This is a genomic window from Agromyces litoreus (genome assembly GCF_040496015.1).
Lineage (GTDB): Bacteria > Actinomycetota > Actinomycetes > Actinomycetales > Microbacteriaceae > Agromyces > Agromyces litoreus.
Genome location: NZ_JBEPKA010000002.1, coordinates 55,621 through 80,775 on the forward strand (window position 1 = coordinate 55,621; position 25,155 = coordinate 80,775).

The window sequence follows — 25,155 nt, forward strand, 5'->3', positions numbered from 1 at the left end:
TCACAGGACACTCGCACCGCCGTCCCGGCCGTCCTCCACAGCTCGGAGGGCGCCGTTCGCACGCCGGCACGGGCACCCGTGTCCCTGCGCGCGGGTAGGGTCGTCGGGTGACCTGGAGCGATGACGCGGAGCCCGGCGTCCTTCCCCCCTGGGAGGAGGACGTGCCGTGGGATCCCGAGCAGCTGGAGCCGCCGGAGGACGACTGGGCGCCCCCCGCGCCGGATGACCCCGCGGTCACCGGCCCCGCCGCATCGCGCGGATCCGCGGCCCCCGCGCCTGCCGCGGCCCGGCCGAGCTTCCGCACCGCCGCGGAGGCGCTGCGCGAGGTCTACGGGTACGACGCGTTCCGCGGCGAGCAGGGCGAGGTCATCGACCACGTGGCGCACGGTGGCGATGCCGTCGTGCTCATGCCCACCGGTGGCGGCAAGAGCCTCTGCTACCAGATCCCCGCGCTCCTGCGCGAGGGCACGGGTGTCGTCGTCTCGCCGCTCATCGCCCTGATGCACGACCAGGTCGACGCGCTCGTGCGGAACGGCGTGCGCGCGGGGTACCTGAACTCCTCGCAGACCGCCGCCGAGCGGGCCGCGGTCGAGCGGGCGTACCTCGCGGGCGAGCTCGACCTGCTGTACGTCGCTCCGGAGCGGCTCGGCTCCGAGCAGACCAAGCGGTTCCTCGAGCGCGGCACGATCGCGCTGTTCGCGATCGACGAGGCGCACTGCGTGGCCCAGTGGGGCCACGACTTCCGGCCCGACTACCTCGCGCTCGCCGAGCTCGCCGAGCGCTGGCCCGACGTGCCGCGCATCGCGCTCACGGCGACCGCGACCGAGGCCACGCATCGCGAGATCACCGATCGGCTCTCGCTCGGCGACGCGCGGCACTTCGTCTCGAGCTTCGACCGGCCGAACATCCAGTACCGCATCGCGCCGAAGCTCGACGTGCGCCGTCAGCTGCTCGACTTCGTCCGGACCGAGGGGCGCGACGCGAACGGCGACCCGGTCGCGGGCATCGTGTACGCGCTGTCCCGCGCGAGCACCGAGAAGCTGGCCGGCTTCCTCGCGGCGAACGGCGTCGACGCGATGCCGTATCACGCGGGACTCGACGCCGAGACCCGCCGCCGCACGCAGGAGCGCTTCCTCCGTGAGGAGGGCGTCGTGGTGGTGGCCACCATCGCGTTCGGCATGGGCATCGACAAGCCCGACGTGCGGTTCGTCGCGCACGTCGACCTGCCGAAGTCGGTCGAGGGCTACTACCAGGAGACGGGCCGCGCCGGCCGCGACGGGCTGCCCTCGACCGCGTGGCTCGCCTACGGCCTGCAGGACGTCGTGCAGCAGCGCCGCATGATCGACCAGAGCCCCGGCGACCTCGCGCATCGTCGACGGCTCGCGGCGCACCTCGAGGCGATGCTCGCGCTGTGCGAGACGGTCTCCTGCCGCCGCCAGAACCTGCTCGCGTACTTCGGCGAGCCGAGCGCGCCGTGCGGCAACTGCGACACGTGCCTCGAGCCGCCCGCGTCGTGGGACGGCACGGTCGCCGCGCAGAAGCTCATGTCGACGATCGTCCGCCTGCAGCGCGAGCGCGGGCAGCGCTTCGGCGCCGGGCACCTCGTCGACATCCTCCGGGGCAAGCGGACGGCGCGCGTCGAGCAGTACGGCCACGACGCGCTCGCGACATGGGGGATCGGCGACGACCTCTCGGAGGCGCAGTGGCGAGGGGCGGTGCGGCAGCTGCTCGCGCAGGGCCTGCTGCAGTCCGTCGGCGAGTACGGCGTGCTCGCGCTGACCGACGCGTCGTCCGCCGTCCTCGGCGGGGACCGCACCGTCGCCTTCCGCACCGAGCCGGAGCGCCCGGTCCGGGCGCGGTCCGCTCGGGCGGCCGCGCCGGCGGCCGCCGACCTCGAGCCTCGCGACGCCGAGCTCTTCGAGGCGCTGCGCGCCTGGCGAGCGGGCGAGGCGCGCGAGCAGGGCGTGCCGGCGTACATCGTCTTCGGCGATGCGACCCTCCGTGCCGTGGCGGTGCGACGGCCGGCCACCGTGGGCGAGCTCGACGGCATCTCGGGGATCGGCGCGAAGAAGCTCGACGCGTACGGCGAGGCGCTGGTGCGGGTGGTCGCGGAGCACGCGGCCTGACGCGCGCCGAGGCGGTCCGGGGCCGACGGGATCGCGACACGGGCCGAATGTCCCCGAGCGCCGCACGGCCGGATCGCTAGCATCGGCGCTGAGGCCGCCGACGGCGCGGCCGGGATCCGGAGGCGCAGATGTCCGATGTCCAGGGAAGCAGGCCGGTCACCGTCACGATCATCGCCGTCCTGGCGTTCATCGCCGGAGCGCTCGACATGGTCTCCGGCATCATCCTCCTGTTCCTGCTGCCCGTGCAGGACGTCGTCGACGGGTTCGGCGGAACGGGCCAGCTCATCGCCGCGGCGATCGGCTCGATCGTGGTCGGCCTGATCACCGCGGTCCTCGCGGGAGGACTGCTCCGCGGCAGCCAGGTGGCGCGACTGGTCGTCACCGTCCTGCAGGTGCTCTCGCTGATCGGGTCGTTGTTCCTCGCGGTCGCCTACCTCGGTTTCCCGGTGGGCGAGTGGATCGGCGTCGCCGTCTCGGTCGTGGTGCTGATCCTGCTCTGGACGCCGAAGTCGAGCGCGTTCTTCACGCGCTGAGGGCCGACCCGGGCCTGAACGGATCGAAAGGGGCGACGCATGTCGGAGGAACGGATCGGGCGCGCACGTCGCCCTGCGGCGGTCACGGTGGTGGCCGCGCTCGTGTGGGTGAACGCCGCGCTCGACCTCGTGGCCGGGGTCGTGCTGCTGCTCGCGGCGGCCGGCGCCGAATCGGGTGACCGTGGCACGTGGACCATCATGGGATCGGTCTCGCTCGTGCTCGGCGTGATCGCGGCCGTGGTGGCCATCGGGCTCATGCGCGGCAACGCCGTCGCCCGTATCGCGGTCACCGTGATCGAGGCCGTCTCGATCGTCGCGTCGGCGGCCGCAGCGGTCGCGAACCCCGACACCGTGCCGAACGAGATCGTGAGCGCGCTGATCGCCCTCGCGATCCTGATGATCCTGTGGTCCAAGGAGTCGACGCGGTACTTCCGGGGACTCGCTCCCGGCCAGCCCGACGTCAGCTGAGGCTCGTGGCGGCACCGGCCGCGCCCTCCCGCTTGTCGATCATCCAAGGTCTCGGCCCAACGCATTTGTAGGCTTCCACAGTCGCCGTCGGATGGGTCGGAGCGCGGTTTGTAGGCCGCTGACGCACTTCTTCGGCCGTGCCGGAGCCGGTCGTACCGTGGCAGCAGCCCTGATCCGCGTACGAAGGACGAACCGACGATGGTCGACACGGCATCACGAACCGACGCCACTCCTGCGCCCGACGCCGAGCGCCCCCGCACCCGCGACGGCGCGGCCGCAGCGACTCCGGCGAACACCCCGATCGACGCGAACGCCGCCCCCGTGGTGGACGTCGCCGCCCTCGGGCGGCAGTTGCTCGGCACCTGGGCCGACACCCGTCTGGCGGCGCGCGAGCGCGCCGCGCGGCCCGAATTCCAGCGCATCGACGGGCAGGGCATGGCCGAGCACCGCGAGCGCGTCCTCGGCCAGCTCAAGCTGCTCGTCGAGTCGGGCGCCGTGCACAAGGCGTTCCCGAAGGAGCTCGGCGGCGAGGAGGACCACGGCGGCAACATCGCCGCATTCGAGGAGCTCGTGCTCGCCGACCCCAGCCTGCAGATCAAGTCGGGCGTGCAGTGGGGCCTCTTCGGCGCGGCCGTCCTGCACCTGGGCACGAAGACGCACCACGAGAAGTACCTCCCCGGCATCATGAACCTCGAGGTGCCCGGCGCGTTCGCGATGACCGAGACCGGCCACGGCTCGGACGTCGCCGCGATCGGGACCACCGCCACGTACGACCCGGAGACCGAGGAGTTCGTGCTCCACACGCCGTTCCGCGGCGCGTGGAAGGACTACCTCGGCAACGCCGCACTGCACGGCATCGCCGCGGTCGTCTTCGCCCAGCTCATCACCAAGGGCGTCAACCACGGCGTGCACGCGTTCTACGTGCCCATCCGCGACGAGCACGGCGAGTTCCTCCCGGGCATCGGCGGCGAGGACGACGGCCTCAAGGGCGGCCTCAACGGCATCGACAACGGCCGCCTGCACTTCACCGAGGTTCGCGTCCCGCGCGAGAACCTGCTGAACCGCTACGGCGACGTCGACGCCGCCGGCACGTACACGAGCCCCATCGCGAGCCCCGGCCGCCGCTTCTTCACGATGCTCGGCACGCTCGTGCAGGGCCGCGTCTCGCTCGACGGTGCGGCGACCACCGCCAGCGCGATGGGGCTCGCGATCGCCATCACCTACGGCACGCAGCGCCGCCAGTTCAACGCGGGCAGCGATACCGAGGAGCAGGTGCTGCTCGACTACCAGCGCCACCAGCGCCGCCTCCTCCCGAAGCTCGCGACGACCTACGCCCAGGTCTTCGCGCACGACGAGTTCCTCGTGAAGTTCGACGCGGTGTTCTCCGGTGCGGCCGACACGGACGACGACCGGCAGGACCTCGAGACGATCGCCGCGGCCCTGAAGCCCCTGTCGACCTGGCACGCGCTCGAGACCCTGCAGGAGGCCCGTGAGGCCTGCGGCGGCGCGGGCTTCCTGGCGGAGAACCGGATCGTCGGGCTCCGGCAGGACCTCGACATCTACGCGACCTTCGAGGGCGACAACAACGTCCTCCTCCAGCTGGTCGCCAAGCGCCTGCTGACCGACTACTCCAAGCAGTTCGCCAAGGCCGACGCCGGCGCGATGGCCCGCTACGTCGTCGCCCAGGCGGCGGATCGCGCCTACCACGGGTTCGGCCTCCGCCGGCTCGCGCAGACGGTCGCCGACTTCGGCTCGACGGCGCGCTCGGTGCACGAGCTGCGCGACGAGGAGTCGCAGCGCGAGCTGCTCACCGACCGCGTCGAGGTCATGATCGCCGAGATCGCGGGCCGCCTGCGCGACATGCGCAAGCTCTCGAAGGCCGACGCCGCAGCGCTGTTCAACCGCAACCAGAACGAGCTCATCGAGGCCGCACGCGCCCACGCCGAGCTGCTCCAGTGGGAGGCGTTCACCCGCGGGCTCGCGCAGACGACCGACCCGGGCACGAAGCAGGTGCTCACCTGGGTGCGCGACCTGTTCGGGCTCGGGCTCGTCGAGAAGCACCTCGAGTGGTACCTCATCCAGGGCCGTCTCTCGCCGCAGCGCGCGCAGGCCGTGGGCGCCTACATCGACCGGCTCGTCGAGCGGCTGCGCCCCTACGCTCTCGACCTCGTCGACGCGTTCGGCTTCGCGCCGGAGCACCTGCGCGCCTCGATCGCCTCGGGTGCCGAGCAGGCCCGCCAGGACGAGGCGCGCGCCTACTACGCCGCGCAGCGCGAGGCGGGCACGCTGCCGGTCCCCGAGAAGTCGACCGAGAAGAAGTCCAAGCGGTAGCCGGACGGCATGGGACGGGCCGGGCGCGCAGCGCCCGGCCCGTCGTGGTCCGTTCGGCCGGCGGTCAGCGGCGCGCGGGCCCGCGCCCCTGGTCGTCGCCCGGCGGCTTCATCAGCGCGCCGGCCGCGAGCCCGACGGCGAGCCCCGCGGCGAGCCACAGCCAGAATCCGGTCCAGAGGCTCACCACGACCCCGACGAGCAGCCCCACGACGAGACCGGCGACGATCTGTCGACGACGGGCGGGCGGGAGCGGTTCGCGTGCGGCCATGCCCCCAGCGTAGGGGCGGGCGCGTGGCATCCGCCGGTCAGATCAGCCCGAGGCTGCGCACCGCCTCGCGTTCGTCGACGAGTTCCGCGACCGACCGGTCGATGCGCGCGCGGGCGAACCCGTCGAGGTCGAGGCCGTCGACCACGCGCCACGCGCCGCCCTCGGCGACGACGGGGAACGACGAGATCACGCCCTCGGCCACCCCGTACTCGCCGGTCGACCACAGCGCCGCGCTCGTCCGACCGCGATCGCCGGTGCCGAGCACCCAGTCGTGCACGTGGTCGATGGTCGCGGACGCCGCCGAGGCCACGGACGAGGACCCGCGCACCTCGATGATCTCCGCACCGCGCTTGGCGACGCGCGGGATGAACTGCTCCGCGATCCACTCCTGCGCCGCGTCGGCCCCGCCGAGCCGCGCTGCGAGCAGGGCCGGGACGGGATCGCCGTCGGCGGTCGCATGCGCGACGTCGGGGAACTGCGTGGCGGAGTGGTTGCCCCAGATGGTGACGCCGCGGATGCGGCCCACCGGCGTGGCGACCGCTTCGGCGAGCTGGCCGAGCGCCCGGTTGTGGTCGAGCCGGGTGAGGGCGGTGAAGCGCTCCTTCGGCACGTCGGGCGCGTTCGACGCGGCGATCAGCGCATTCGTGTTCGCGGGGTTGCCCACGACCACGACGCGCACGTCGTCGTCGGCATGGTCGTTGATCGCACGCCCCTGCGGGCCGAAGATCCCGCCGTTCGCCTCGAGGAGGTCGCCGCGTTCCATGCCCGCCGTGCGGGGACGGGCGCCGACGAGGAGCGCCAGGTTCGCCCCGTCGAAGGCCACGGCCGGGTCGGAGGTGACCTCGACGTGCGTCAGCAGCGGGAAGGCGGAGTCCATCAGCTCCAGCGCGGCGCCCTCCGCGGCGCCGAGCCCCTGCGGGATCTCGAGCAGGTTCAGGCGCACGTGGGTGTCGGGACCGAGCATGGCCCCGGAGGCGATGCGGAACAGCAGCGCGTAGCCGATCTGCCCCCCGGCGCCGGTGATCGTGACGGTGACCGGACTGCGGCTCATGACGCCGAGCCTACGCCGCGGTCGCATCACGCGGCACGGTCGGGCTCACCAGCCCATGCTGCCCGGCCCGCCCTTGAACGGGCCGGCGACGCCCGAGGTGATCCAGCCGCCGTAGAAGCCGCCGGGCTGCGGCACGACGGCCTCGCCGTCGAACGTGCACGCGTCCATCGGCCCGGCGTACACGGCGACGCGATCGCGCAGCGCCTCGTAGCCCGGGGACGGGTTCGGGTAGTTCCACGCCGCGCGCGGCGCGGTGCGCCCGCCCCCGACCACGTCGAAGTAGCGCGCGGCGCCCTTGTACTCGCAGAACGACGCTCCGGAGGCCGGGACGAGCGAGCCCGGGGCGAACGCGTCCACGGGCAGGTAGTAGACCGGCGGATGGCTCGTCTCGAGCACCCGGACGACGTCGCGGGTGTCGACGATCCGGACCCCGCCGAACGCGATCGAGACGGGGGCGTCGACGGCCTCGATGGCCGGCGGGCGCGGGTAGTCCCAGACCGATTCCTGGCCGGGACGGACGGCGGCTCGCTCGGGTCGCATATGCGCACGCTACGATGCCCGGCTGGGAGGGCGCCGCGCGCCGGACGGGGTGTCGGGGGCGGCGTGCCGCGAGCGCGGCATCCGCTCGTCGGCTAGCGTTTCCGGACAAGGGGGATCCGATGCGGGAACTGTATCCGGAGATCGAACCGCTCGAGACGGGGATGCTCGACGTGGGGGACGGCCAGCACATCTACTGGGAGGTGTCCGGCGCGCGCGACGGCAAGCCCGTGGTGTTCCTGCACGGCGGGCCCGGTGGTGCGACCAGTCCGGCGCACCGGCGGCTGTTCGACCCGTCGAGGTACCGCATCGTGCTGTTCGACCAGCGCGGCTGCGGCCTCTCCATCCCGCACGCGTCCGAACCGGCGGCGGACCTCGCCGCGAACACGACCTGGCACCTCGTCGCCGACATCGAGCGACTGCGCGCCCACCTCGGCATCGAACGCTGGCAGGTGTTCGGCGGGTCGTGGGGGAGCGCCCTCGCGCTCGCGTACGCGCAGACCCATCCGGAGCGGGTCACCGAGATCGTGCTCCGCGGCATCTTCACGCTCCGGCGGCAGGAGCTCGACTGGTTCTACGAGGGCGGCGCATCGGCGATCTTCCCCGACCTCTGGGAGGACTTCCTGGCGCCCGTGCCCATCGGCGACCGGGTGCACCTGATCGAGGCGTACCACCGCCTGCTCTCCGATCCGGACCCGGCCGTGCACCAGCCGGCGGCGATCGCCTGGTCGCGTTGGGAGTCCTCGACGATCACGCTGCTGCCGCAGGCCGAGACGATCGCCCGCTTCACCTCGCCGGAGTACGCGACGGCCTTCGCGCGGATCGAGAACCACTACTTCCGGCACGGCGGATGGTGGGAGGAGGGTCAGCTCATCCGCGATGCGCACCGCCTCCGGCACATCCCGGCCGTGATCGTGCAGGGCCGCTACGACGTCTGCACGCCGACGATGACGGCATGGGACCTGCACCGCGCCTGGCCGGAGGCCGAGCTGCGGATCATCGACGACGCTGGGCACGCGTTCGACGAGCCGGGGATCCTCGACGCGCTCATCGGCGCGACCGACCGGTTCGCCCGCGTCGACGGGGTCGCTGCGACGGCCGCCCGCTCCGACGACGAGCTCGAGGAGGACGAGGACGACGAACTCGACGACGCCGCGCAGGACGAGGACGACCTCGCCGATGAGCTCGAGGAGGACGACGACGACGCGGACGACGGGCTGGACGGGGCCGAGGACGCGGACGAGACCGCCGAGGCGGGCGTCGCGGGCGACGCGAGCGACGATGTGGGCGGCGACGACGGCGAGGAGCCGGCCGACCGGGACGACGCCGGCGACGGCGACCACGACGGCGATGACCCTGACGGCGGCCGGGCCGGGGACGACGCGGATGCCGCACCGGACACCGACCCCGATGTCGAGCCGGACACCGAGGCCGAACCTGACCCCGAGCCGGAGGCCGAGGGCGAGTTCGACGCCGACCCCGACACCGGATCGGATCCCGACGCCGAACCCGACGAGACCGACGAGCCGGACGCCGACGGGTCCGAACCGATGAGCGTACTGGCCGAGGAGACCGAACGGAAGGCGGATGCCCAGGGCGGCGACGCCCGATAACGTCATCCCATGACGTTCAATCGCGACGCCGACATCAGCGGCGGCAAGACCTCGCGGCGCGGCCGCACCGCCGGAATCGCGATCGGCGGCGGCGGCGGGCTGGCGGTGCTCGCGATCGTCCTGATCGGGCAGTTCCTCGGGGTCGACCTCGGGGGCATGCTCGGCGGTGGCGGGCAGCCCCTGGCGGAGGACTCCTCCCTCGAGCAGTGCCAGACCGGCCAGGACGCGAACGAGCGGATCGACTGCCGCATGAAGGGCGCGTCGGCGTCGCTCGAGGCGTACTGGACCGAGGCGGCTCCGACGATCGGGCTGGACTACGTGGGGCCGCAGGGGTTCGTGCTCTTCGACCAGGCCGTCGCGACCGGGTGCGGCAACGCCTCCTCGGCCACCGGGCCCTTCTACTGCCCGCCCGACCAGACCATCTACATCGACACGGCGTTCTACGACCAGCTCGAGCAGCGGTTCGGCGCGCAGGGCGGGCCGCTCGCCGAGATGTACGTCGTGGCGCATGAGTGGGGCCACCACATCCAGAACATCGGCGGCGTGCTCGACGCCACGCGCGACGGCGAGACCGGGCCGGATTCGAACGCGGTCCGCGTCGAACTGCAGGCCGACTGCTTCGCGGGCGCCTGGGCCGGCGCCGCCTCGTCCACCGAGGACCCCGACGGGGACCCGTTCCTCCAGCCGATCACGCCGGACGAGTACCGGCAGGCCATCGACGCGGCCGCCGCCGTCGGCGACGACCGCATCCAGGAGGCGACCCAGGGCCAGGTCACGCCGCACACGTTCTCGCACGGCACGAGCGAGCAGCGCCAGCGCTGGTTCGCCGCCGGGTACGACTCCGGCGTGAGCGTCTGCGACACCTTCGGCGTCGCCGGATCCGACCTCTGATGCGCCGCGCAGGCGGCATCGCGCTGGGCGCGGTGCTCGCGCTCGCCCTCCTGGTCGTCGTGTTCCTCGTCTGGGCGAACACCCTCTTCCCCGGCGATCGCGAGGCCTCGCTCGACGCGTGGCGGTCCGACGACGTTGAGATCACCCGCACCGACGAGGGGTTCCTCATCGAGCCGACCGGGAGCGGGAACGACCTCGGGCTCGTCTTCATCCCCGGCGCGAAGGTCGAACCGAGCGCGTACCTCTACAAGCTCAGCGGCATCGTGGCGGCGACCGGGACGACCGTCGTCATCACGCACCCGACCCTGAACCTCGCCTTCTTCGACACGCGGCCGCTCGAGGCGTTCACCGACGCGGCACCCGACGTGGACCGATGGCTCGTCGGCGGGCACTCCCTCGGCGGCGTGCGGGCCTGCCAGCTCGCCGCGGCGCAGGACGGCTCGGACGGCCCCGAGGTGGTCGGCATGGTCATGTTCGGCAGCTACTGCGCCGACGACGTCTCAGGGACCGACCTCGCGGTGCTCTCGCTCATCGGCGAGTTCGACGGCCTGAGCACGCCGGACACCGTCGCCGCCGCCGACGACCTGCTCCCGCCGGACGCCGTCTCCGTCCTCCTCGAGGGCGCGAACCACGCGTCGTTCGGCGACTACGGCCCGCAGCCGGGCGACGGCGTCGCGACGGTCGACCGGCAGGCGGTCCACGACGACATCGCGGCGGCGGTGGAGGAGTTCCTCGTCACGTCGGGCCTCGCCGGCTGAGGCCGGCTCGCGTATCAACCGGCGGGACGACGCCCGATAGGATTCCGTGGGTCGCTTCGCCGCGGCATCCGTTCACGTCATCGCCGAGGGGGGCGCGACCCGGCGCACGGTGTCCCCGGCCTGCGGCCGTCCCAACCCAGAGGAGGACCCGTGCGCGCCGTGATGTACCGCGGATTCGGCGACCGACCGGAGGTCGTCGACGTCGACCGCCCCGACTGCCCGCCCCGGGGCGCCGTCGTGCGCGTGCGGGCGACGGGCCTGTGCCGGAGCGACTGGCACGCGTGGATGGGGCACGACGACGGCGTGGCGCTGCCCCACGTTCCCGGGCACGAGTTCGCGGGCGAGATCGCCGAGCTCGGCAGCGAGGTCGCGGACGACGCCGGGTGGTCGGTCGGCGACCGGGTCACCGCACCGTTCATCTGCGCCTGCGGCCGTTGCGACGAGTGCCGCTCGGGCAACGAGCAGGTGTGCGACGCGCAGCGCCAGCCGGGGTTCACCCACTGGGGCTCGTTCGCCGAGTACGTCGTCGTCGACGAGGCCGAGCTGAACCTCATCCGCCTGCCGGATTCGCTCGGGTTCGTCGAGGCGGCCTCGCTCGGATGCCGCTTCGCGACCGCCTACCGGGCGATCATCAGCCGCGGCCGGCTGCACCCGGGCGAGCAGGTCGCGGTGCACGGATGCGGCGGGGTCGGCCTCTCCGCGATCATGATCGCGGTGGCGGCCGGCGTGCGCGTCTTCGGCGTGGACGTCTCGGATGCGGCCCTCGCCGCAGCGGCCTCGCTCGGAGCGACGCCCATCCGCGGTGGCGAGGGCGCGGCCGACCGGGTTCGCGAGGCGAGCGGCGGGGGCGTGGACCTCTCGGTCGACGCGTTCGGCAGCCCCGAGACCTCGTTCGCGTCCGTGCGGAGCCTCCGCAAGCGGGGCCGGCACGTGCAGATCGGCCTCATGGTGGCCGAGAGCGCGACGGCGCCGATGCCGATGGACGCCGTGATCGACGGCGAGCTCGAGATCCTGGGAAGCCACGGGATGGCGGCCCACGAGTACCCCGACATGCTCGGTGCCGTCGCCTCGCAGGCGTTCCGGCCCATCGAGCTCGTGGGGCGGAGGATCGCGCTCGACGAGGTGCCCGACGCCATCGACGCGATGAGCCGGGCCGGCGGCGCGGGGTCGGGCATGACGGTCGTCGAGCTCTAGCCCGCGATCAGCGCGGGGCGGTCGGCTCCCCGGGCGGCGGGTATCCGCCCTGTCCCGGCGCCGCGCCGGGCTCCGGCGGGGAACTCGTCGGAGCGCCCGGGTACCCGGGCGGCGGCTGCGCCGGCACGTAGCCGGGCGCCCGCTGGGCCGGGATGTACCCGCCGACGATCGCCTGCGCCCCCGACGACGGCGTCGTGCCGACGCCCTGCGCGCGTGCCGTCATCAGCCGGTCCATCTCCTGCCGGTGGCGGCGCTCCGCGCGCTCGATCCGGCGACCGATCGCGGCGACCGCGGCCCCGACGCCGCCCGCGATGAGGGCGTACACGATGATCGCGAAGATCGCCGAGATGTCGAGGTACCCGCCGTCGCCCAGGTCGCGCGTGGGGAAGATGTCGCGGAACGGGTGCAGGTACGCGTCCGAGACCCGGTAGACGAATGCGGCGAAGCCGGCGTCGGGATTCGCCGCGAACAGGAGCAGGAAGACGCGGAGCAGGAGCGCGATCACCCCGATCAGCACCCAGATGTAGAGGATCCACACCCCGACCTGCAGCACCCTGAGGTACCACGGCGGCTTCCATTCGGTGTCGGTGCTGGTCTCGGCCCGGCTCATCTCGGCCTCCATTCCCCCGCGCCCATGCGGGACGGCGTTCCTCAGCCAATCGGGTCGGTCGTCGTGATCGCAAGGGACGAGGGTCCCGCGGCGGGTCGGTCTCGATCTCGACCATCTATCGACTTCGCTGCTTCGGCGCATACACTTGCGGCACCCGGCGGGACCCCCCCCACTCACCTGCCGGGGGTCAGGATCCCCATGGTCGGACTCACCCGGTCCGCGATACACACCACCGACCCAGAAGCGGCGCGCCGCGCGTTCGAGCCCATGGTTCCACGGCTCGAGTTCGGACGGGTCGACCCCGCCGACTTTCGCGTGCAGCTGCGGTTCGACGTCGCCGCGTCGTTCTCGGTGATCGAGTACGCCTTCTCGGCGCCGGCGGCCACCGTCGCCGGCTCCGACGACATCGTGGTGATCTCGGCCCGCGGTCGCGGGTTCGAACTCCGCCACGGACGACACGACGTCGACACCTCCAGGCCGTACCTGCAGACGCCCGATGCGATGGCCGCGCGCTGGCAGGCCGTGGCCGCCCGGGCGGTCATGCTCGCTCGGCCCGGGGTCGAAGCGATCGCCCGGACGATCTCCGGTGACCCAGGGTTCCCGCTGGCGTTCTCGGGCCTCGAGCCGCGCAGTCCCGCGCTCGGTCGCCACTGGGAGCAGACGGTGCACCGGGTCCGGACCGCGATGACGGCGTCGCCCGAGGCGTTCGACGAGCCCGTCGTCGAGCAGGCGGCCTTCCACCGGCTCGCGGTCGCGTACCTGCACGCCTTCCAGGTCGTCTGGCTCGACCCGATGCGCGGCGAGGTCGCCGTGGGCGCGCGGTCGGCCGTGGTGCGGGCCGCGGTCGAGTACATGCAGGCCCACGCCGCCGACCCGATCACCGTGCAGCACGTCGCCGACGCCGTGCACATCTCGGCGCGCGGGCTGCACGCCGCGTTCCGCGCGGAACTCGGCGTCACGCCGTCCGAGCACCTCCGGGGGATCCGGCTCGAGGGCGTGCATGACGAGCTCAGCTTCGCGGCACCGGGCGAGGGGGTCAGCACCATCGCGCGGCGCTGGGGCTTCGTGCACCTCTCCCGGTTCGCCGCTGCGTATCGAGGCCGGTACGGGCGGCTCCCGTCGGAGACGGCCGCCGCGCGCGCCTGACGCGGGCGCCCGGTCCCGCAGCCGGACCGGGGCGTCAGCCGTTCGGGGCGGGCACCACGGTGACGTCGACCGGGATGACGGTGAGCTCCAGGCCGATCGGGTTCTCGAACCCGTCCTGGAGGGCATCGCGCAGGTCGGCCGCCTCCGGTGCGTCGCCGTCGCCGGTGATGGTGACGCCGACGGTGCCGGTCTCGACCGAGACATCCGTGATCTCGAACTCGCTGTCCGGGCCGAGCCAGTCCTCGACGGCGCCCTGCACGTCGCGTTCGCGCGTCTGGTTCAGCAGCAGGCCCTCGGAGGTGAGCATGAGCGGGAGCATCACGATCCCGGCGAGCACGACGAACGGGGCGACCGTCTGGAGGATCTGCCGCGGCCGATGCCGGAGCGCGAACGGCCTGGCGAAGCCGGTGAGGACGAACACGACGGCGGCAGCGAGCACGATCGCCACGAAGTTGGTGAGGAACAGCAGCGCCGCACCCGCGGCATCCGCGTATCGCGCGCCGTTGAGGCTGACACCCACCACCGCGAGCGGGGGAACGAGGGCGACGGCGATCGCCACTCCCGCGATGCCGCTCGCGACGCGGGCGTTGACGGTGGCGAAGGCACCGGCGGCGCCGGCGGCGAGCGCGATCATCATGTCCACGGTGTTCGGCGAGACCCGCGAGACGACCTGCGAGTTGACGGCGTAGGAGATCGCCACGGGCGCCCAGGCCGTGATGCCGTACGCGAGCACGATGGAGGCGACGGCGCCCGAGACCACCATGGTCGCCGACTGGAAGGCCCGGCGCCCCCACCCGTTCACCAGGGCCCCCGCGAGCCCGAGGATCGGGGTCATGAGCGGAGCGACGAGCATGGCGCCGATGACGACGGCCGTCGAGTCCTGCAGCACCGCGAACGTCGCGATCGCCACGGAGAGCACCAGCATGACCCACCAGGTGCCGAGCTTGGTCAGCCGCTGCGGGTTCTCGAAGTACAGCCCGGCCGCTTGCTCCGCGCGCAGCGACCGGCCGATGTCCGAGCCCTCGATCCAGTCCCAGAGCACCTCGGCGACCGTGGCGTCCGATGGGTCCGGGCCGGTGTGCCGTGCGGCCCGGCGCACGCTCCACGAGATGAGCACGAGTCCGACGACGAGCGACGCGGTGGCCGTGGTGACGATCACGGTCGTCGCGATCGACGTGGGCACCTCGTAGGCGAGGATGCCGCCGACGATCGCGATCGCGCCGCCGGCCAGCGCGGGCAGCGGATCGCGCTCGCGACGGCGCACCACGGCCGCGACCACGGCGATCACTCCTCGGACGATGAGGTAGATGCCGACCAGTCCGATGACGAACGGGAGGGTCACGTCGCCCGCGCCGGCGTACACGAGCAGGCCGAGGAAGGCGGCCAGGAGCAGGGCGGCGAGGCCCCGCGGTGCCGCGAGCCACCGGTTGATGCGCCGGTGGAACCAGCGATCGCCGACCACCGCGTAGACCACGTCCGCGATGCCGCCGACGGCGAAGAGCGCGATGACGATCCCGCTCACGAGCGTCGTCGTCACGTCGGGCAGCAGCAGCACCGCCATCCCGCCGACCATGCAGGCCAGTCCCCGCAAAGCGACCGCGTTCGACAGCGCGCCGGCCATGGCCCGGAACTGGTCGCGCAGGCGCGCGTTCGCCCGCGGATTCACCCAGTCGGCCTTGTCGTCGACCTCCACGCGCCGCCCCCTGTCGCCCCGTGCGCCCAGCCTAGGGCCGCCCGGGCGCGGTCAGCGCACCTGCGCGGCGTGGGTGCGCACGGCGTCCTCGAGCGCGTGCCGGTCGGTGATCGGGGTCGACCGCGGGTAGCTCGTCGTGAGGAAGTGCTGCGCGTACGGGAAGCAGGCCGCTTCGAACGGCCGGTCGGCGAGGAACTCCGCGCCGAACGAGTTCGCCTCGACCTCGACGGCGTCGAGCGGGATCCGCAGCGCCTGCGCCATCTCGCCGGGATCGAAGACGAGCCCGAACGGCTCCGAGTCCGCGTGCATGAGCCGGCCGCCGTAGTCGACCGACAGGTTGCCGTCGATCCACAACCGCTGGTCGAGCGGACGCGATGTCCCCGCCGGCACGGAGGCCGTCACGGTCAGCTCGTTCGCGCGCTCCGCGCTCCGCACGTCGACGATGACCTCGCCCGCGTGCGTCGTGGTCACGATCGCGCGGCTCGTCGAAGCGCCCGAGAAGCCCTCGCCCGGGTCGTAGTTGATGGTGTTCGACTCGACATCGCAGATGACCCAGGTGAGCATCCCCGTCTCGGCGTGCTCGGCGATCAGGTACAGCTCGAGGCGGGCGCCCCAGAAGACCGAGGTGCGCACGTTGAAGGCCCCGAGGATGGCGCAGGGCCTGGGCGTCTCGTCGGCGAACATCGCCGTCGGCACGAGGCGGTACCCGGGCGGCAGCAGGCGGCTCGCCGCCGCCTCGTCGCGGATCTCGTACGCCAGGAACAGGCAGTACGGATCGACGACGAAGCCCATGTACTCCTCGGCGCGCGCGTGCGAGACGATCCAGCGCTGCAGCGACTGCGGCATGCGGGCGAGCATCTCGGCGCGCCCGTAGAGCGCGGCCACCGACCTGGGGGAGATCGTGCTCTCGGTGTGCGCGACGAATCGCCGCAGCTCAGACGGCCCGATCCCCGATCCCATGGCTGTCAGCGTAGGCGGCCCGGGGGTCGCCGGGTGCATCGGCGGAGCGATTCCAATCGAATGGTTGATACGACCCTCACCCCGCTCCGGCGGCCGTGGCGGACGGACACGGTGGCGCATCTCGGCCATGGCCACGCCTCGAGCCGCTCGCTGCCGACCGGGAACGACGAAGGCCCCCGGCGAACCGGGGGCCTTCGTCTCGATGTGGCTCCGACCGGCATCGATCCGGTGACCTTTCGATTTTCAGTCGAACGCTCTACCAACTGAGCTACAGAGCCTCGGGGTGTGCAACACCTCGATGATAAGGAGAAAGCCCCTTCTCTCGAAAGGGAAAGGGCTTGTCGCCTGAGCGACCCTGACGGGACTTGAACCCGCGACCTCCGCCGTGACAGGGCGGCACGCTAACCAACTGCGCCACAGGGCCTCGTAAAGAAGCTGTTCAATTGTAAACCCATCGCTGGGTGACCCCAACGGGATTCGAACCCGTGCTGCCGCCGTGAAAGGGCGGTGTCCTAGGCCGCTAAACGATGGGGCCGGTGGTCGTACTCGGAAGTCCGACCTTGGTCTCGCCCCGGGGGGCTCGACCGCCGAGATAGAAGCATACGCAAGACTTCGCCAGATTCCAAAACGAGGTCGCGGAGTCGCGCCACGCGCGGTGGAAATGCCCGGTCGGGGCGGCATCCGCTCGTACGGTGACAGGGCCGATGCCCGCACGCGGGCCGCACGAGCGCGCGGTCGGATCGCCGCGCAGAGGGGGATCATGTCTCGCGATCGAGGAGCACGAGCGCCGGGGAGGCGGGGCGTGCGCGGGCGCGCACTCGCCGCGGCGCTCGCGCTCGTGATCGCCGCGACGGGCGGCGTGGTCGCGAACCCCGTGGCCGCGACGGCGGCCGACTACCCGACGTGGGAGGAAGTGCAGGCGGCGAAGGCCGACACCAAGGCGGCTGCGAACGCGGTGACGCAGATCATCGGGCTGATCGCCGACCTCGAGGCGAACGTGGCCGCGGCCCGTGCGGAGGCCGAGCGGCGCACCGACGAGCTCCTGGTCGCCCAGCAGGAGTACGACGACGCCGTGCGTCGCGCCGACGAGATCCAGGCGCAGGCCGACCAGGCGCAGGCCGAGGCGGACGAGGCCGAGCAGAACGCCGGGCAGCTGGCCGCGCAGCTCTACCGGACAGGCGGCTCCGACCTCAGCGTGAACCTGCTCTTCGACGCGGGTGACGCGGATCGCACCGACGAACTGCTCTCGCGGCTCGGATCGATGGAGAAGCTCGTCGAACGGACCGCGGCGATCTACCGCGAGGCGCAGGAGAAGGGCAACACGGCGCAGTCGCTCGCCGACCAGGCCGAGGTCGCGCGGGTCGAGCGCGAGAAGCTGCGCGTCGCGGCCGAGGAGGCCCTCGCCGCGGCGCAGGCGGCGCAGGCGGCGGCCGAGGCGGCGCTGGCCGAGTCCGAGGAGAAGAAGATCGAGCTCGACCAGCAGCTGAAGTTCCTGAAGGACCAGGAGGCGAAGACGACGGCGGCCTACGAGGAGGGCGAGCGCAAGCGCAAGGAGGAGGAGGAGCGCCGTCGTCGCGCCGAGGAGGAGCGCCGGAAGCGCGAGGCGGCCGCGGCAGCTGCGGCGGCGGCCGCGGCGGCGGCAGCGGCGGCCGCCGCGTCCAGCGGCGGCGGAGGCGGCGGCAGCAGCAGCGGCGGCGGAGGCGGAGGCGGCGCGCCCGTCTCGTCGGGCTGGGCCAAGCCCGCGTACGGCTGGATCTCCGGCGGGTACGGTCCCCGCCAGGTCATCTGCAGCGGCGGCTACTGCTCCAACTCGTTCCACTACGCCACCGACCTCGCCACCGGCTGCTCGGCGGCCATCTACGCCGCGCACTCCGGGACGGTCGTCTACTCCGGCTGGTCGGGCAGCTACGGCAACTTCATCAAGATCGACCACGGCGGCGGCGTCTCGACCGGGTACGCGCACATCCGGCCCGGCGGGCTCTTCGTGGGCTACGGCCAGTGGGTCAACGCCGGGCAGGTGATCGGCTCGACGGGAACCACCGGCGCCTCGACCGGATGCCACCTGCACTTCGAGGTGTACAGCGGCTGGAGCCGCATCGACCCGGTGCCGTTCCTGGCGGCGCGCGGCGTCTACCTCGGCTGAGGCAGGCAGGCCGGAAGGCCGGAAGGCCGGCCGGATCGGCCCGGCCCGGAGACGCGACGAGGGGGCGAGCCGGGTCGGCTCGCCCCCTCGTGACGTGCGGGCGGATGCCGCGGCATCCGCATCGGGCTCGAAGGCCCGTCCCGGCTCAGTGGCCCGGGTACGCCTCGATCGCCTTGGCGATGAGCGACTCGGCGTCGGCCGCGTTCGCCCAGCCCTCGGTCTTGACCCACTTGCCGGGCTCGAGGTCCTTGTAGTGCTCGAAGAAGTGCTCGATCTCCTTGCGGGTGTACTCGGGCACGTCCTCGATGTCCTGGATGTGGTTCCAGCGCGGGTCGCCGGCGGGCACCGCGATGACCTTGGCGTCGCCGCCGCCGTCGTCGGTCATGTGGAAGACGCCCACGGGGCGGACCTTCACGCCGACGCCCGGGAACAGCGGGTACTGCGTGAGCACGAGCACGTCCAGCGGGTCGCCGTCGTCGCCGAGCGTGTTCTCGAAGAACCCGTAGTCGGTCGGGTACACGAAGTTCGTGTAGAGCACGCGGTCGAGGAACACCCGGCCGGTCTCGTGGTCGACCTCGTACTTGTTGCGGCTCCCCTTGGGGATCTCGATGACGGCGGCGTAGTCGCCCATGCTGGTTCTCCTCGTGTCGGATGGTGGAGTCTCGAAGGTCTCGGGGGCCGCGACGGGCCCCGGCGCCGCGGGCGCACCGATCGGGGCCGCGGACGACGGAATAAGGTTACGTGATGCCCTCGGAGCGCCGTCCCCGCCTGACGCCGCCGATCGCCGACGTGCGACGCGCGGTCCGGTCGGCGCTGGACGCCCGCGACGACGCGCCGCTCGCGCTCGTCGCGCTCTCCGGCGGGCCGGACTCGCTCGCGCTGGCCGCGGCGACCGCGTTCGAGGCGTCGCGGGCCGGATGGCGCGCCGGCGCGATCATCGTCGACCACGGGCTGCAGGCGGACTCGTCCGAGCAGGCGCAGGCCGCGGCCGCCGCGGCACGGCGACTCGGCCTCGACCCGGTCCTGGTCGAGCGCGTCGACGCGAGCGCGGCTCCGGGCGGCGACGGACCGGAGGCGGCCGCGCGCTCGGCCCGATACGCCGCGCTGGACGCCGCGGCGGCCGCGACCGGTGCCGAGATCGTGCTCCTCGGCCACACGCTCGACGACCAGGCCGAGACGGTGCTCCTCGGGCTCGCTCGCGGCTCCGGCTCCGGGAGCCTCGGCGGGATGGCGGCGCGATCGGGCCGGTACGCGAGGCCCCTGCTCGGCATCCGACGGTCGGCGACCCGGCAGGCGTGCCTCGACGCGGGACTCGCGCCGTGGGACGACCCGCACAACCTCGACCCCGCGTACGCCCGCGTGCGCGTGCGGGAGCGCGTGCTCCCGGTGCTCGAAGCCGAGCTGGGCCCGGGCGTCGCCGAGGCCCTCGCCCGGACGGCCGAGCAGCTCCGCGAGGACGAGCAGGCCTTCGACGAGCAGATCGACGAGTTCATCGAGGAGATCTGCGAGCCGGCCGAGGCCGGCATCGCCATCTCGGCGGCGGCGCTCGCCGCGAACCCGGCGGCCCTCCGGCAGCGCGTCATCCGCCACGTCGTCGCGAGCGAGTTCGGGGTCGCGCTCAGTCGCGTCCAGACCCTCGAGGTCGCCCGCCTCGTCACCGGATGGCATGGCCAGGGCCCGATCGACCTGCCCCGCGGCATCCGTGCGACGCGGGCCGGCGCCCACGTCGTGATCTCGACCACGGGCTCGACCACCGTGCTGCCGCACGACCACTGAGTCGGCACGGCGTAGGCTCGTGGCATCCGTTCGGCCGCAACTGGTGAGAGGGAACGAGGATGGATTCGCGCGAGATCGAGGGCGACCTGACCGAAGTGCTCGTGACGGAGCAGCAGATCCGCGACAAGCTCGCCGAGCTCGCCCGTCGCATCGAGGTCGACTACGAGGGCCGTGACCTGCTGCTCGTCGGCGTGCTGAAGGGCGCGGTCATGGTCATGGCCGACCTGGCGCGCGAGCTGCGGCCGCACGTCACGATGGACTGGATGGCCGTGTCCTCCTACGGCATGGGCACCCAGTCGTCCGGCGTCGTGAAGATCCTGAAGGACCTCGACTCCGACCTCTCGGGCCGGCACGTGCTGATCGTCGAGGACATCATCGACTCGGGCCTCACGCTGAGCTGGCTGCTCGGCAACCTCGCCTCGCGCGGCGCGGCCTCCATCGAGATCTGCGCCCTCCTGCGCAAGCCGGATGCCGCGAAGGTCGAGATCGACGTGAAGTACCTCGGGTTCGACATCCCGAACCAGTTCGTCGTCGGCTACGGCCTCGACTTCGCCGAGAACTACCGCAACCTCCGCGACGTCGCGATCCTCGCGCCGCACGTCTACAGCTGAGACGGTCCGGGCCGGCGGCGGGAGGCGGCTCATGGGGGAGCGGGAACGCCGCACCGCCTGGCGGGGCGCCCGAGCCGCCTTCGCGAGCAACTGGCGCAATCCCGACCTCCGCCGGGCGCAGCTGAGCTTCCTCGGCGCGTGGACCGCCGAGTGGGCGTTCACCGTGGCGCTCGGGATCGTCGCCTACCGCTACGGCGGGGCCGCGGCGGTCGGGCTCGTGGGCCTGCTGCGCATGGTGCCGTCCGCGCTCCTCGCCCCGCTGCTGTCGCCGATCGCCGATCGCGGACGACGCGAGCGCGTGCTCATCCTCGTCTCGGTCGTCCGCGGCCTCGCCACCGCGGGCGCCGCGGTCATCGTGGCGACTGCGGGACCACCGGTCGTGGTCTACGCGCTCGCAGTCCTGTCGACGATCGCCGCGACGCTCTACCGTCCGGCGCACTCCGCGCTCCTGCCGTCGCTGTGCAGCACGGGCCACGAGCTCGCGAGCGCCAACATGGTCCGCGGGCTGCTCGACTCCGCGGCCACGCTCGTCGGCCCGCTGCTCGCGGCGGTGCTGCTGCAGTTCACCGGGGTGGACGTCGTGTTCGCCGTCGCCGCGGCCGCGTCCTTCGGGGCGGCCGCCCTGCTGCTGCGCCTGCGCTACGACGCGCCGCCGCGACCGCCGGCTCGTCGCCGGCCGAACCTGGTGCGCGAGGCCGTCGAGGGGCTCCGGGCGGTCGCGCGCGACCGCGACCTGCTGCTCATCTTCGGGCTCGCCGCGGCGCAGGCCCTGACCCGGGGCGCGCTCACCGTGTTCTCGGTCGTGGTCGCGATCGAGCTCCTCGGCACCGGCGAACCCGGCGCGGGCGCCCTGATGGCCGCGGTCGGCGCCGGCGCGGTGCTCGGCTCGCTGGGGTCGTCGCTGCTGGTCGGCACGGGGCGGCTCGGCGCGTGGTTCGCCGTCGGCGTCGCGCTCTGGGGACTGCCGATCGCACTCGTGGCCGTCGTCCCCGCGGAGGCGCCGGCGCTCGTGCTGCTCTCCCTCGTCGGGGTCGGGAACGCGCTGATCGACCTCGCGGGCTTCACGCTCATCGCACGACTCGCGCCCGACGAGGTCCTCGCGCGCGTGTTCGGGGTGGTCGAGAGCGTGGTCGCGGTGTTCGTCGGGATCGGCGCGGTCGTCGCGTCGTCGTTCGTCGGGTGGTGGGGCATCCAGCCCGCGCTCGTCGCGATCGGGATGCTCTGCCCCGTGCTCGCGGTGGTCGCGTGGCGGCGGCTGCGCAGGCTGGACCGGTCCGTGGCCGCGCTCGACCGCGAGATCGCGCTGCTCCGAGGGGTGCCGATGCTCCGTCCGCTCCCGCTGCCGTCCGTCGAGCAGCTCGCGCGCGCCCTCGAACCCGTGACCGTGCCGGCAGGGGGGACCGTGTTCGCGCAGGACGAGTCCGGCGACCGGTACTACGTGATCGAGTCCGGCGCGGCCGACGTCGTTCGCGACGGGCACGTCGTCGCGAACCTGGCACCCGGCGACGGCTTCGGCGAGATCGCGCTGCTCCGGATGACCGGGCGGATGGCGAGCGTCGTGGCCACCCGGGACCTCGCGCTGCGGTCGCTCACCTCGGACCGGTTCCTGTGCGTGGTGCTGGGGTACACGCCCAGCGCGCAGCAGGCCGAGGCGACCGTCGACGGCATCATGTCCGGCTACGAACCGGACGATCCGGCGGCGGACCCGCCCGCTCGGTGACCCTGCCTCGAGGGGACCGCTGACAGCGAACAGGCAGCGGGCGTCCAGTCGCCAGCGGGTAGCCTGACAGCACCATGAACATGAAGAAGATCCTTCGCGGGCCGGTCCTCTACATCGTGCTGGCCATCATCGCGGTCTGGATCGGGTCGACGCTGATCACCCAGTCCGGATTCCGGCAGGTCTCGACGCAGGAGGGTCTCCAGCTCCTCGACGACGGCAAGGTCGCCGCCGCCAAGATCGTCGACGGCGAGAACCGCGTCGACCTCACGCTCGCGCAGGCCGAGGAGGACCTCGGGACCCAGGTGCAGTTCTACTACGTGACCCCGCGCGGCGCCGACGTCATCGCCGCCGTCGATGCCGCGAACCCGGCCGACGGGTTCGACGACGAGGTGCCGCAGCCGAACTGGTTCCTGTCGCTGCTCGGCATCCTGCTGCCGCTCGTGCTCATCGGCCTCTTCTTCTGGATCATCCTCTCGGGCATGCAGGGCGGCGGGAACCGGGTCATGCAGTTCGGCAAGTCCAAGGCCAAGCTCGTGTCGAAGGAGAGCCCGAAGGTCACCTTCGCCGACGTCGCCGGCGCCGAGGAGGCCATCGAGGAACTCCACGAGATCAAGGAGTTCCTGAAGGAGCCGGCGAAGTTCCAGGCGGTCGGCGCGCGCATCCCCAAGGGCGTGCTGCTGTACGGCCCTCCCGGCACCGGCAAGACGCTGCTCGCCCGCGCGGTCGCGGGTGAGGCGGGCGTGCCGTTCTACTCGATCTCCGGATCGGACTTCGTCGAGATGTTCGTCGGCGTCGGCGCGAGCCGCGTGCGCGACCTGTTCGACCAGGCCAAGCAGAACGCCCCGGCCATCATCTTCGTCGACGAGATCGACGCGGTCGGCCGCCACCGCGGCGCCGGTCTCGGCGGCGGGCACGACGAGCGCGAGCAGACGCTGAACCAGCTGCTCGTCGAGATGGACGGCTTCGACCCGAAGACGAACGTGATCCTGATCGCGGCGACGAACCGCCCCGACATCCTCGACCCGGCGCTGCTGCGCCCCGGTCGCTTCGACCGGCAGATCGGCGTCGACGCGCCCGACCTCAAGGGCCGCCAGAAGATCCTCGAGGTGCACTCGAAGGGCAAGCCCCTCGCGAACGGCGTCGACCTCGAGGTCCTCGCGCGCAAGACCCCGGGCTTCACGGGCGCCGACCTGGCGAACGTGCTGAACGAGGCCGCGCTGCTCACGGCCCGCTCGAACGCGCAGCTCATCGACAACCGCGCGCTCGACGAGGCCGTCGACCGGGTGATCGCCGGGCCCCAGCGACGCACGCGCGTGATGAAGGACAAGGAGAAGCTCATCACCGCGTACCACGAGGGCGGCCACGCCCTCGCCGCGGCGGCGATGAACCACACCGACCCGGTCACGAAGATCACGATCCTCCCGCGCGGCCGTGCGCTCGGCTACACGATGGTGCTGCCGCTGGAGGACAAGTACTCCGTGACGCGCAACGAGCTGCTCGACCAGCTCACGTACGCCATGGGCGGCCGCGTGGCGGAGGAGATCGTCTTCCACGACCCGTCGACCGGCGCCTCGAACGACATCGAGAAGGCGACCGCGACCGCGCGGAAGATGGTCACCGAGTACGGCATGTCGGCCAACGTCGGCGCCGTGAAGCTCGGGCAGTCGCAGGGCGAGGTGTTCCTCGGCCGCGACATGGGACACCAGCGCGACTACTCGGAGGAGATCGCCGAGAAGGTCGACCTCGAGGTGCGCGCGCTGATCGAGCAGGCGCACGACGAGGCGTGGCAGGTGCTGAACGAGAACCGCGACATCCTCGACCGCCTCGCGGCGGAGCTGCTCGAGCACGAGACGCTCGACCACCACCAGATCGCCGAGATCTTCACCGACGTGACCAAGCTGCCCGAGCGCCCGCTCTGGCTCTCGAGCGACAAGCGACCGGTCTCCGACCGCCCGCCGATCCCGTTCCCGACCCGCAAGGCGCCGATCGACCAGGGCGCCGTGGACGGCGGCGTGGACTCGGGGTCGCCCGTCGAGGAGGCGAAGGCGTCACGCACGCCGAGCACGAAGCCGCGTCCCGCCACCGCCTGAGCCGTGCCCGGTGAGGAGGGTGCCATGACCGCGGTCGACGCCGAGCGCATCGAGCGCGCCGTGCGCGAGCTGCTCCTCGCCATCGGCGAGGACCCGGGTCGCCCGGGCCTCGAGCGCACCCCGCAGCGGGTCGCCGAGGCGTACGCGGAGTACTTCAGCGGCATCGGGGTCGACCCGGGCGTGCACCTGGCCGACGCCGTGCCGACGGGGTCGACGGACGCCGGGCGCCCGGCGACGTCGGACGCGGTCCTGCTCCGCGACCTCGCGTTCCGGTCGGTGTGCGAGCACCACCTCGTACCCTTCACGGGGACGGCGCACGTCGCGTACCTGCCCGGCGAGAAGCTCGTCGGGCTCGGCCGCATCCCGGCGGTCCTCGACACCGTCTCGAGCCGCCCGCAGCTCCAGGAGCGCATCGCGGAGGAGGTCGCCGATGCGCTCGAGGCCGGCCTGCACCCGCGGGGCGTGCTGGTCGTGATCGACGCGGTGCACGCCTGCGTGACCACGCGCGGTGCGCGACAGGAGCACAGCTCGACGGTGACCGTCGCGAGCCGCGGCGCGCTCGCCGATCCGGTCGCGCGCGCCGAGGTCATGGCCCTGATCGGCTCGGGTCGCGGTGCCTGAGCCCGCGCCGTCGCC

The 25,155-nt window shown here is 72.8% G+C and carries 21 protein-coding genes, 3 tRNA genes and 1 pseudogene; 15 read left to right on the forward strand and 10 right to left on the reverse strand.

Annotated elements, in window-relative coordinates:
• Positions 1-107 precede the first annotated feature (107 nt).
• From recQ to ABME01_RS01825, 4 genes are all read left to right on the forward strand, one after another.
• A complete protein-coding gene (recQ, locus tag ABME01_RS01810; protein ID WP_353826655.1) occupies positions 108-2,126 on the forward strand; it encodes a DNA helicase RecQ in 2,019 nt (672 codons plus the stop codon).
• A 128-nt stretch (positions 2,127-2,254) separates the two neighbouring features.
• The gene (locus ABME01_RS01815; protein WP_353826656.1) at positions 2,255-2,659 is read left to right on the forward strand and encodes a DUF7144 family membrane protein; all 405 of its coding nucleotides are present in this window, start codon (positions 2,255-2,257) and stop codon (positions 2,657-2,659) included.
• Between the two features lie 39 nt (positions 2,660-2,698).
• The gene (locus tag ABME01_RS01820; protein ID WP_353826657.1) at positions 2,699-3,127 is read left to right on the forward strand and encodes a DUF7144 family membrane protein; all 429 of its coding nucleotides are present in this window, start codon (positions 2,699-2,701) and stop codon (positions 3,125-3,127) included.
• 198 nt (positions 3,128-3,325) lie between these two features.
• On the forward strand, positions 3,326-5,458 hold the full coding sequence (locus ABME01_RS01825) for an acyl-CoA dehydrogenase family protein (RefSeq protein ID WP_353826658.1): 2,133 nt from the start codon (positions 3,326-3,328) through the stop codon (positions 5,456-5,458).
• 64 nt (positions 5,459-5,522) lie between these two features.
• On the opposite strand, the gene ABME01_RS01830 is transcribed toward ABME01_RS01825, so the two are convergent.
• Genes ABME01_RS01830 through ABME01_RS01840 form a run of 3 tightly spaced genes read right to left on the reverse strand, consistent with a single transcriptional unit; the run spans position 5,523 to position 7,317 of the window.
• A complete protein-coding gene (locus ABME01_RS01830) occupies positions 5,523-5,726 on the reverse strand; it encodes an HPP family protein (protein ID WP_353826659.1) in 204 nt (67 codons plus the stop codon).
• A 37-nt stretch (positions 5,727-5,763) separates the two neighbouring features.
• Entirely contained in the window at positions 5,764-6,777 is a 1,014-nt protein-coding gene (locus tag ABME01_RS01835; RefSeq protein WP_353826660.1) for a malate dehydrogenase, read from the reverse strand.
• A gap of 45 nt (positions 6,778-6,822) precedes the next feature.
• Complete coding sequence (locus tag ABME01_RS01840; RefSeq protein ID WP_353826661.1) at positions 6,823-7,317, reverse strand: DUF427 domain-containing protein; 495 nt, start codon at positions 7,315-7,317, stop codon at positions 6,823-6,825.
• Between the two features lie 119 nt (positions 7,318-7,436).
• Here ABME01_RS01840 and pip point away from each other — a divergent pair.
• From pip to ABME01_RS01860, 4 genes and pseudogenes are all read left to right on the forward strand, one after another.
• A pseudogene (gene pip, locus ABME01_RS01845) lies at positions 7,437-8,387 on the forward strand (prolyl aminopeptidase); the annotation flags it as partial.
• Positions 8,388-8,936: 549 nt separating this feature from the next.
• The gene (gene ypfJ, locus ABME01_RS01850) at positions 8,937-9,818 is read left to right on the forward strand and encodes a KPN_02809 family neutral zinc metallopeptidase (RefSeq protein ID WP_353826662.1); all 882 of its coding nucleotides are present in this window, start codon (positions 8,937-8,939) and stop codon (positions 9,816-9,818) included.
• The gene (locus ABME01_RS01855) at positions 9,818-10,576 is read left to right on the forward strand and encodes an alpha/beta hydrolase (RefSeq protein WP_353826663.1); all 759 of its coding nucleotides are present in this window, start codon (positions 9,818-9,820) and stop codon (positions 10,574-10,576) included. The genes ypfJ and ABME01_RS01855 overlap by 1 nt, the downstream gene beginning before the upstream one ends.
• A 150-nt stretch (positions 10,577-10,726) precedes the next feature.
• Positions 10,727-11,770 carry a zinc-dependent alcohol dehydrogenase family protein gene (locus tag ABME01_RS01860; protein ID WP_353826664.1) on the forward strand — a complete coding sequence of 348 codons (1,044 nt, stop codon included), beginning with the start codon at positions 10,727-10,729 and terminating at the stop codon, positions 11,768-11,770.
• Positions 11,771-11,777: 7 nt separating this feature from the next.
• Here ABME01_RS01860 and ABME01_RS01865 read toward each other — a convergent pair whose 3' ends face one another.
• Positions 11,778-12,380: a YggT family protein gene (locus ABME01_RS01865; protein ID WP_353826665.1), complete on the reverse strand. Its 603-nt coding sequence runs from the start codon at positions 12,378-12,380 to the stop codon at positions 11,778-11,780.
• Positions 12,381-12,578: 198 nt separating this feature from the next.
• Between ABME01_RS01865 and ABME01_RS01870 the strand changes: the two genes are divergently transcribed.
• Positions 12,579-13,526 (forward strand): helix-turn-helix transcriptional regulator, encoded by a 948-nt coding sequence (locus ABME01_RS01870; RefSeq protein WP_353826666.1) that lies wholly within the window; start codon positions 12,579-12,581, stop codon positions 13,524-13,526.
• 34 nt (positions 13,527-13,560) lie between these two features.
• Here ABME01_RS01870 and ABME01_RS01875 read toward each other — a convergent pair whose 3' ends face one another.
• From ABME01_RS01875 to ABME01_RS01895, 5 genes are all read right to left on the reverse strand, one after another.
• The gene (locus ABME01_RS01875; protein WP_353826667.1) at positions 13,561-15,219 is read right to left on the reverse strand and encodes a DUF389 domain-containing protein; all 1,659 of its coding nucleotides are present in this window, start codon (positions 15,217-15,219) and stop codon (positions 13,561-13,563) included.
• A gap of 51 nt (positions 15,220-15,270) precedes the next feature.
• Positions 15,271-16,179, reverse strand: a complete 909-nt coding sequence (locus tag ABME01_RS01880; RefSeq protein ID WP_353826668.1) for a hypothetical protein — start codon at positions 16,177-16,179, stop codon at positions 15,271-15,273.
• Between the two features lie 205 nt (positions 16,180-16,384).
• A tRNA-Phe gene (locus ABME01_RS01885) sits at positions 16,385-16,457 on the reverse strand.
• Positions 16,458-16,529: 72 nt separating this feature from the next.
• Positions 16,530-16,603, reverse strand: a tRNA-Asp gene (locus ABME01_RS01890).
• Between the two features lie 38 nt (positions 16,604-16,641).
• Positions 16,642-16,714 (reverse strand) — tRNA-Glu (locus ABME01_RS01895).
• 267 nt (positions 16,715-16,981) lie between these two features.
• On the opposite strand from ABME01_RS01895, the gene ABME01_RS01900 reads away from it, so the two are divergent.
• The gene (locus ABME01_RS01900; RefSeq protein ID WP_353826669.1) at positions 16,982-18,322 is read left to right on the forward strand and encodes a peptidoglycan DD-metalloendopeptidase family protein; all 1,341 of its coding nucleotides are present in this window, start codon (positions 16,982-16,984) and stop codon (positions 18,320-18,322) included.
• A 145-nt stretch (positions 18,323-18,467) separates the two neighbouring features.
• Here the strand turns inward: ABME01_RS01900 and ppa are convergent, their stop codons facing one another.
• Positions 18,468-18,953 carry an inorganic diphosphatase gene (gene ppa, locus ABME01_RS01905; RefSeq protein WP_353826670.1) on the reverse strand — a complete coding sequence of 162 codons (486 nt, stop codon included), beginning with the start codon at positions 18,951-18,953 and terminating at the stop codon, positions 18,468-18,470.
• 113 nt (positions 18,954-19,066) lie between these two features.
• Here ppa and tilS point away from each other — a divergent pair, with 113 nt between their 5' ends.
• The 5 genes from tilS (at position 19,067) to folE (ending at position 25,140) form a co-directional block, all read left to right on the forward strand.
• Positions 19,067-20,098, forward strand: coding sequence for a tRNA lysidine(34) synthetase TilS (gene tilS / locus ABME01_RS01910; protein ID WP_353826671.1), 1,032 nt, complete (start codon positions 19,067-19,069; stop codon positions 20,096-20,098).
• Between the two features lie 59 nt (positions 20,099-20,157).
• Positions 20,158-20,709, forward strand: a complete 552-nt coding sequence (gene hpt, locus ABME01_RS01915) for a hypoxanthine phosphoribosyltransferase (RefSeq protein ID WP_353826672.1) — start codon at positions 20,158-20,160, stop codon at positions 20,707-20,709.
• A 31-nt stretch (positions 20,710-20,740) separates the two neighbouring features.
• On the forward strand, positions 20,741-22,429 hold the full coding sequence (locus ABME01_RS01920; protein ID WP_353826673.1) for an MFS transporter: 1,689 nt from the start codon (positions 20,741-20,743) through the stop codon (positions 22,427-22,429).
• Positions 22,430-22,503: 74 nt separating this feature from the next.
• Positions 22,504-24,519 (forward strand): ATP-dependent zinc metalloprotease FtsH, encoded by a 2,016-nt coding sequence (gene ftsH / locus ABME01_RS01925; protein ID WP_353826674.1) that lies wholly within the window; start codon positions 22,504-22,506, stop codon positions 24,517-24,519.
• 24 nt (positions 24,520-24,543) lie between these two features.
• Complete coding sequence (gene folE / locus ABME01_RS01930) at positions 24,544-25,140, forward strand: GTP cyclohydrolase I (protein WP_353826675.1); 597 nt, start codon at positions 24,544-24,546, stop codon at positions 25,138-25,140.
• Positions 25,141-25,155 lie beyond the last annotated feature (15 nt).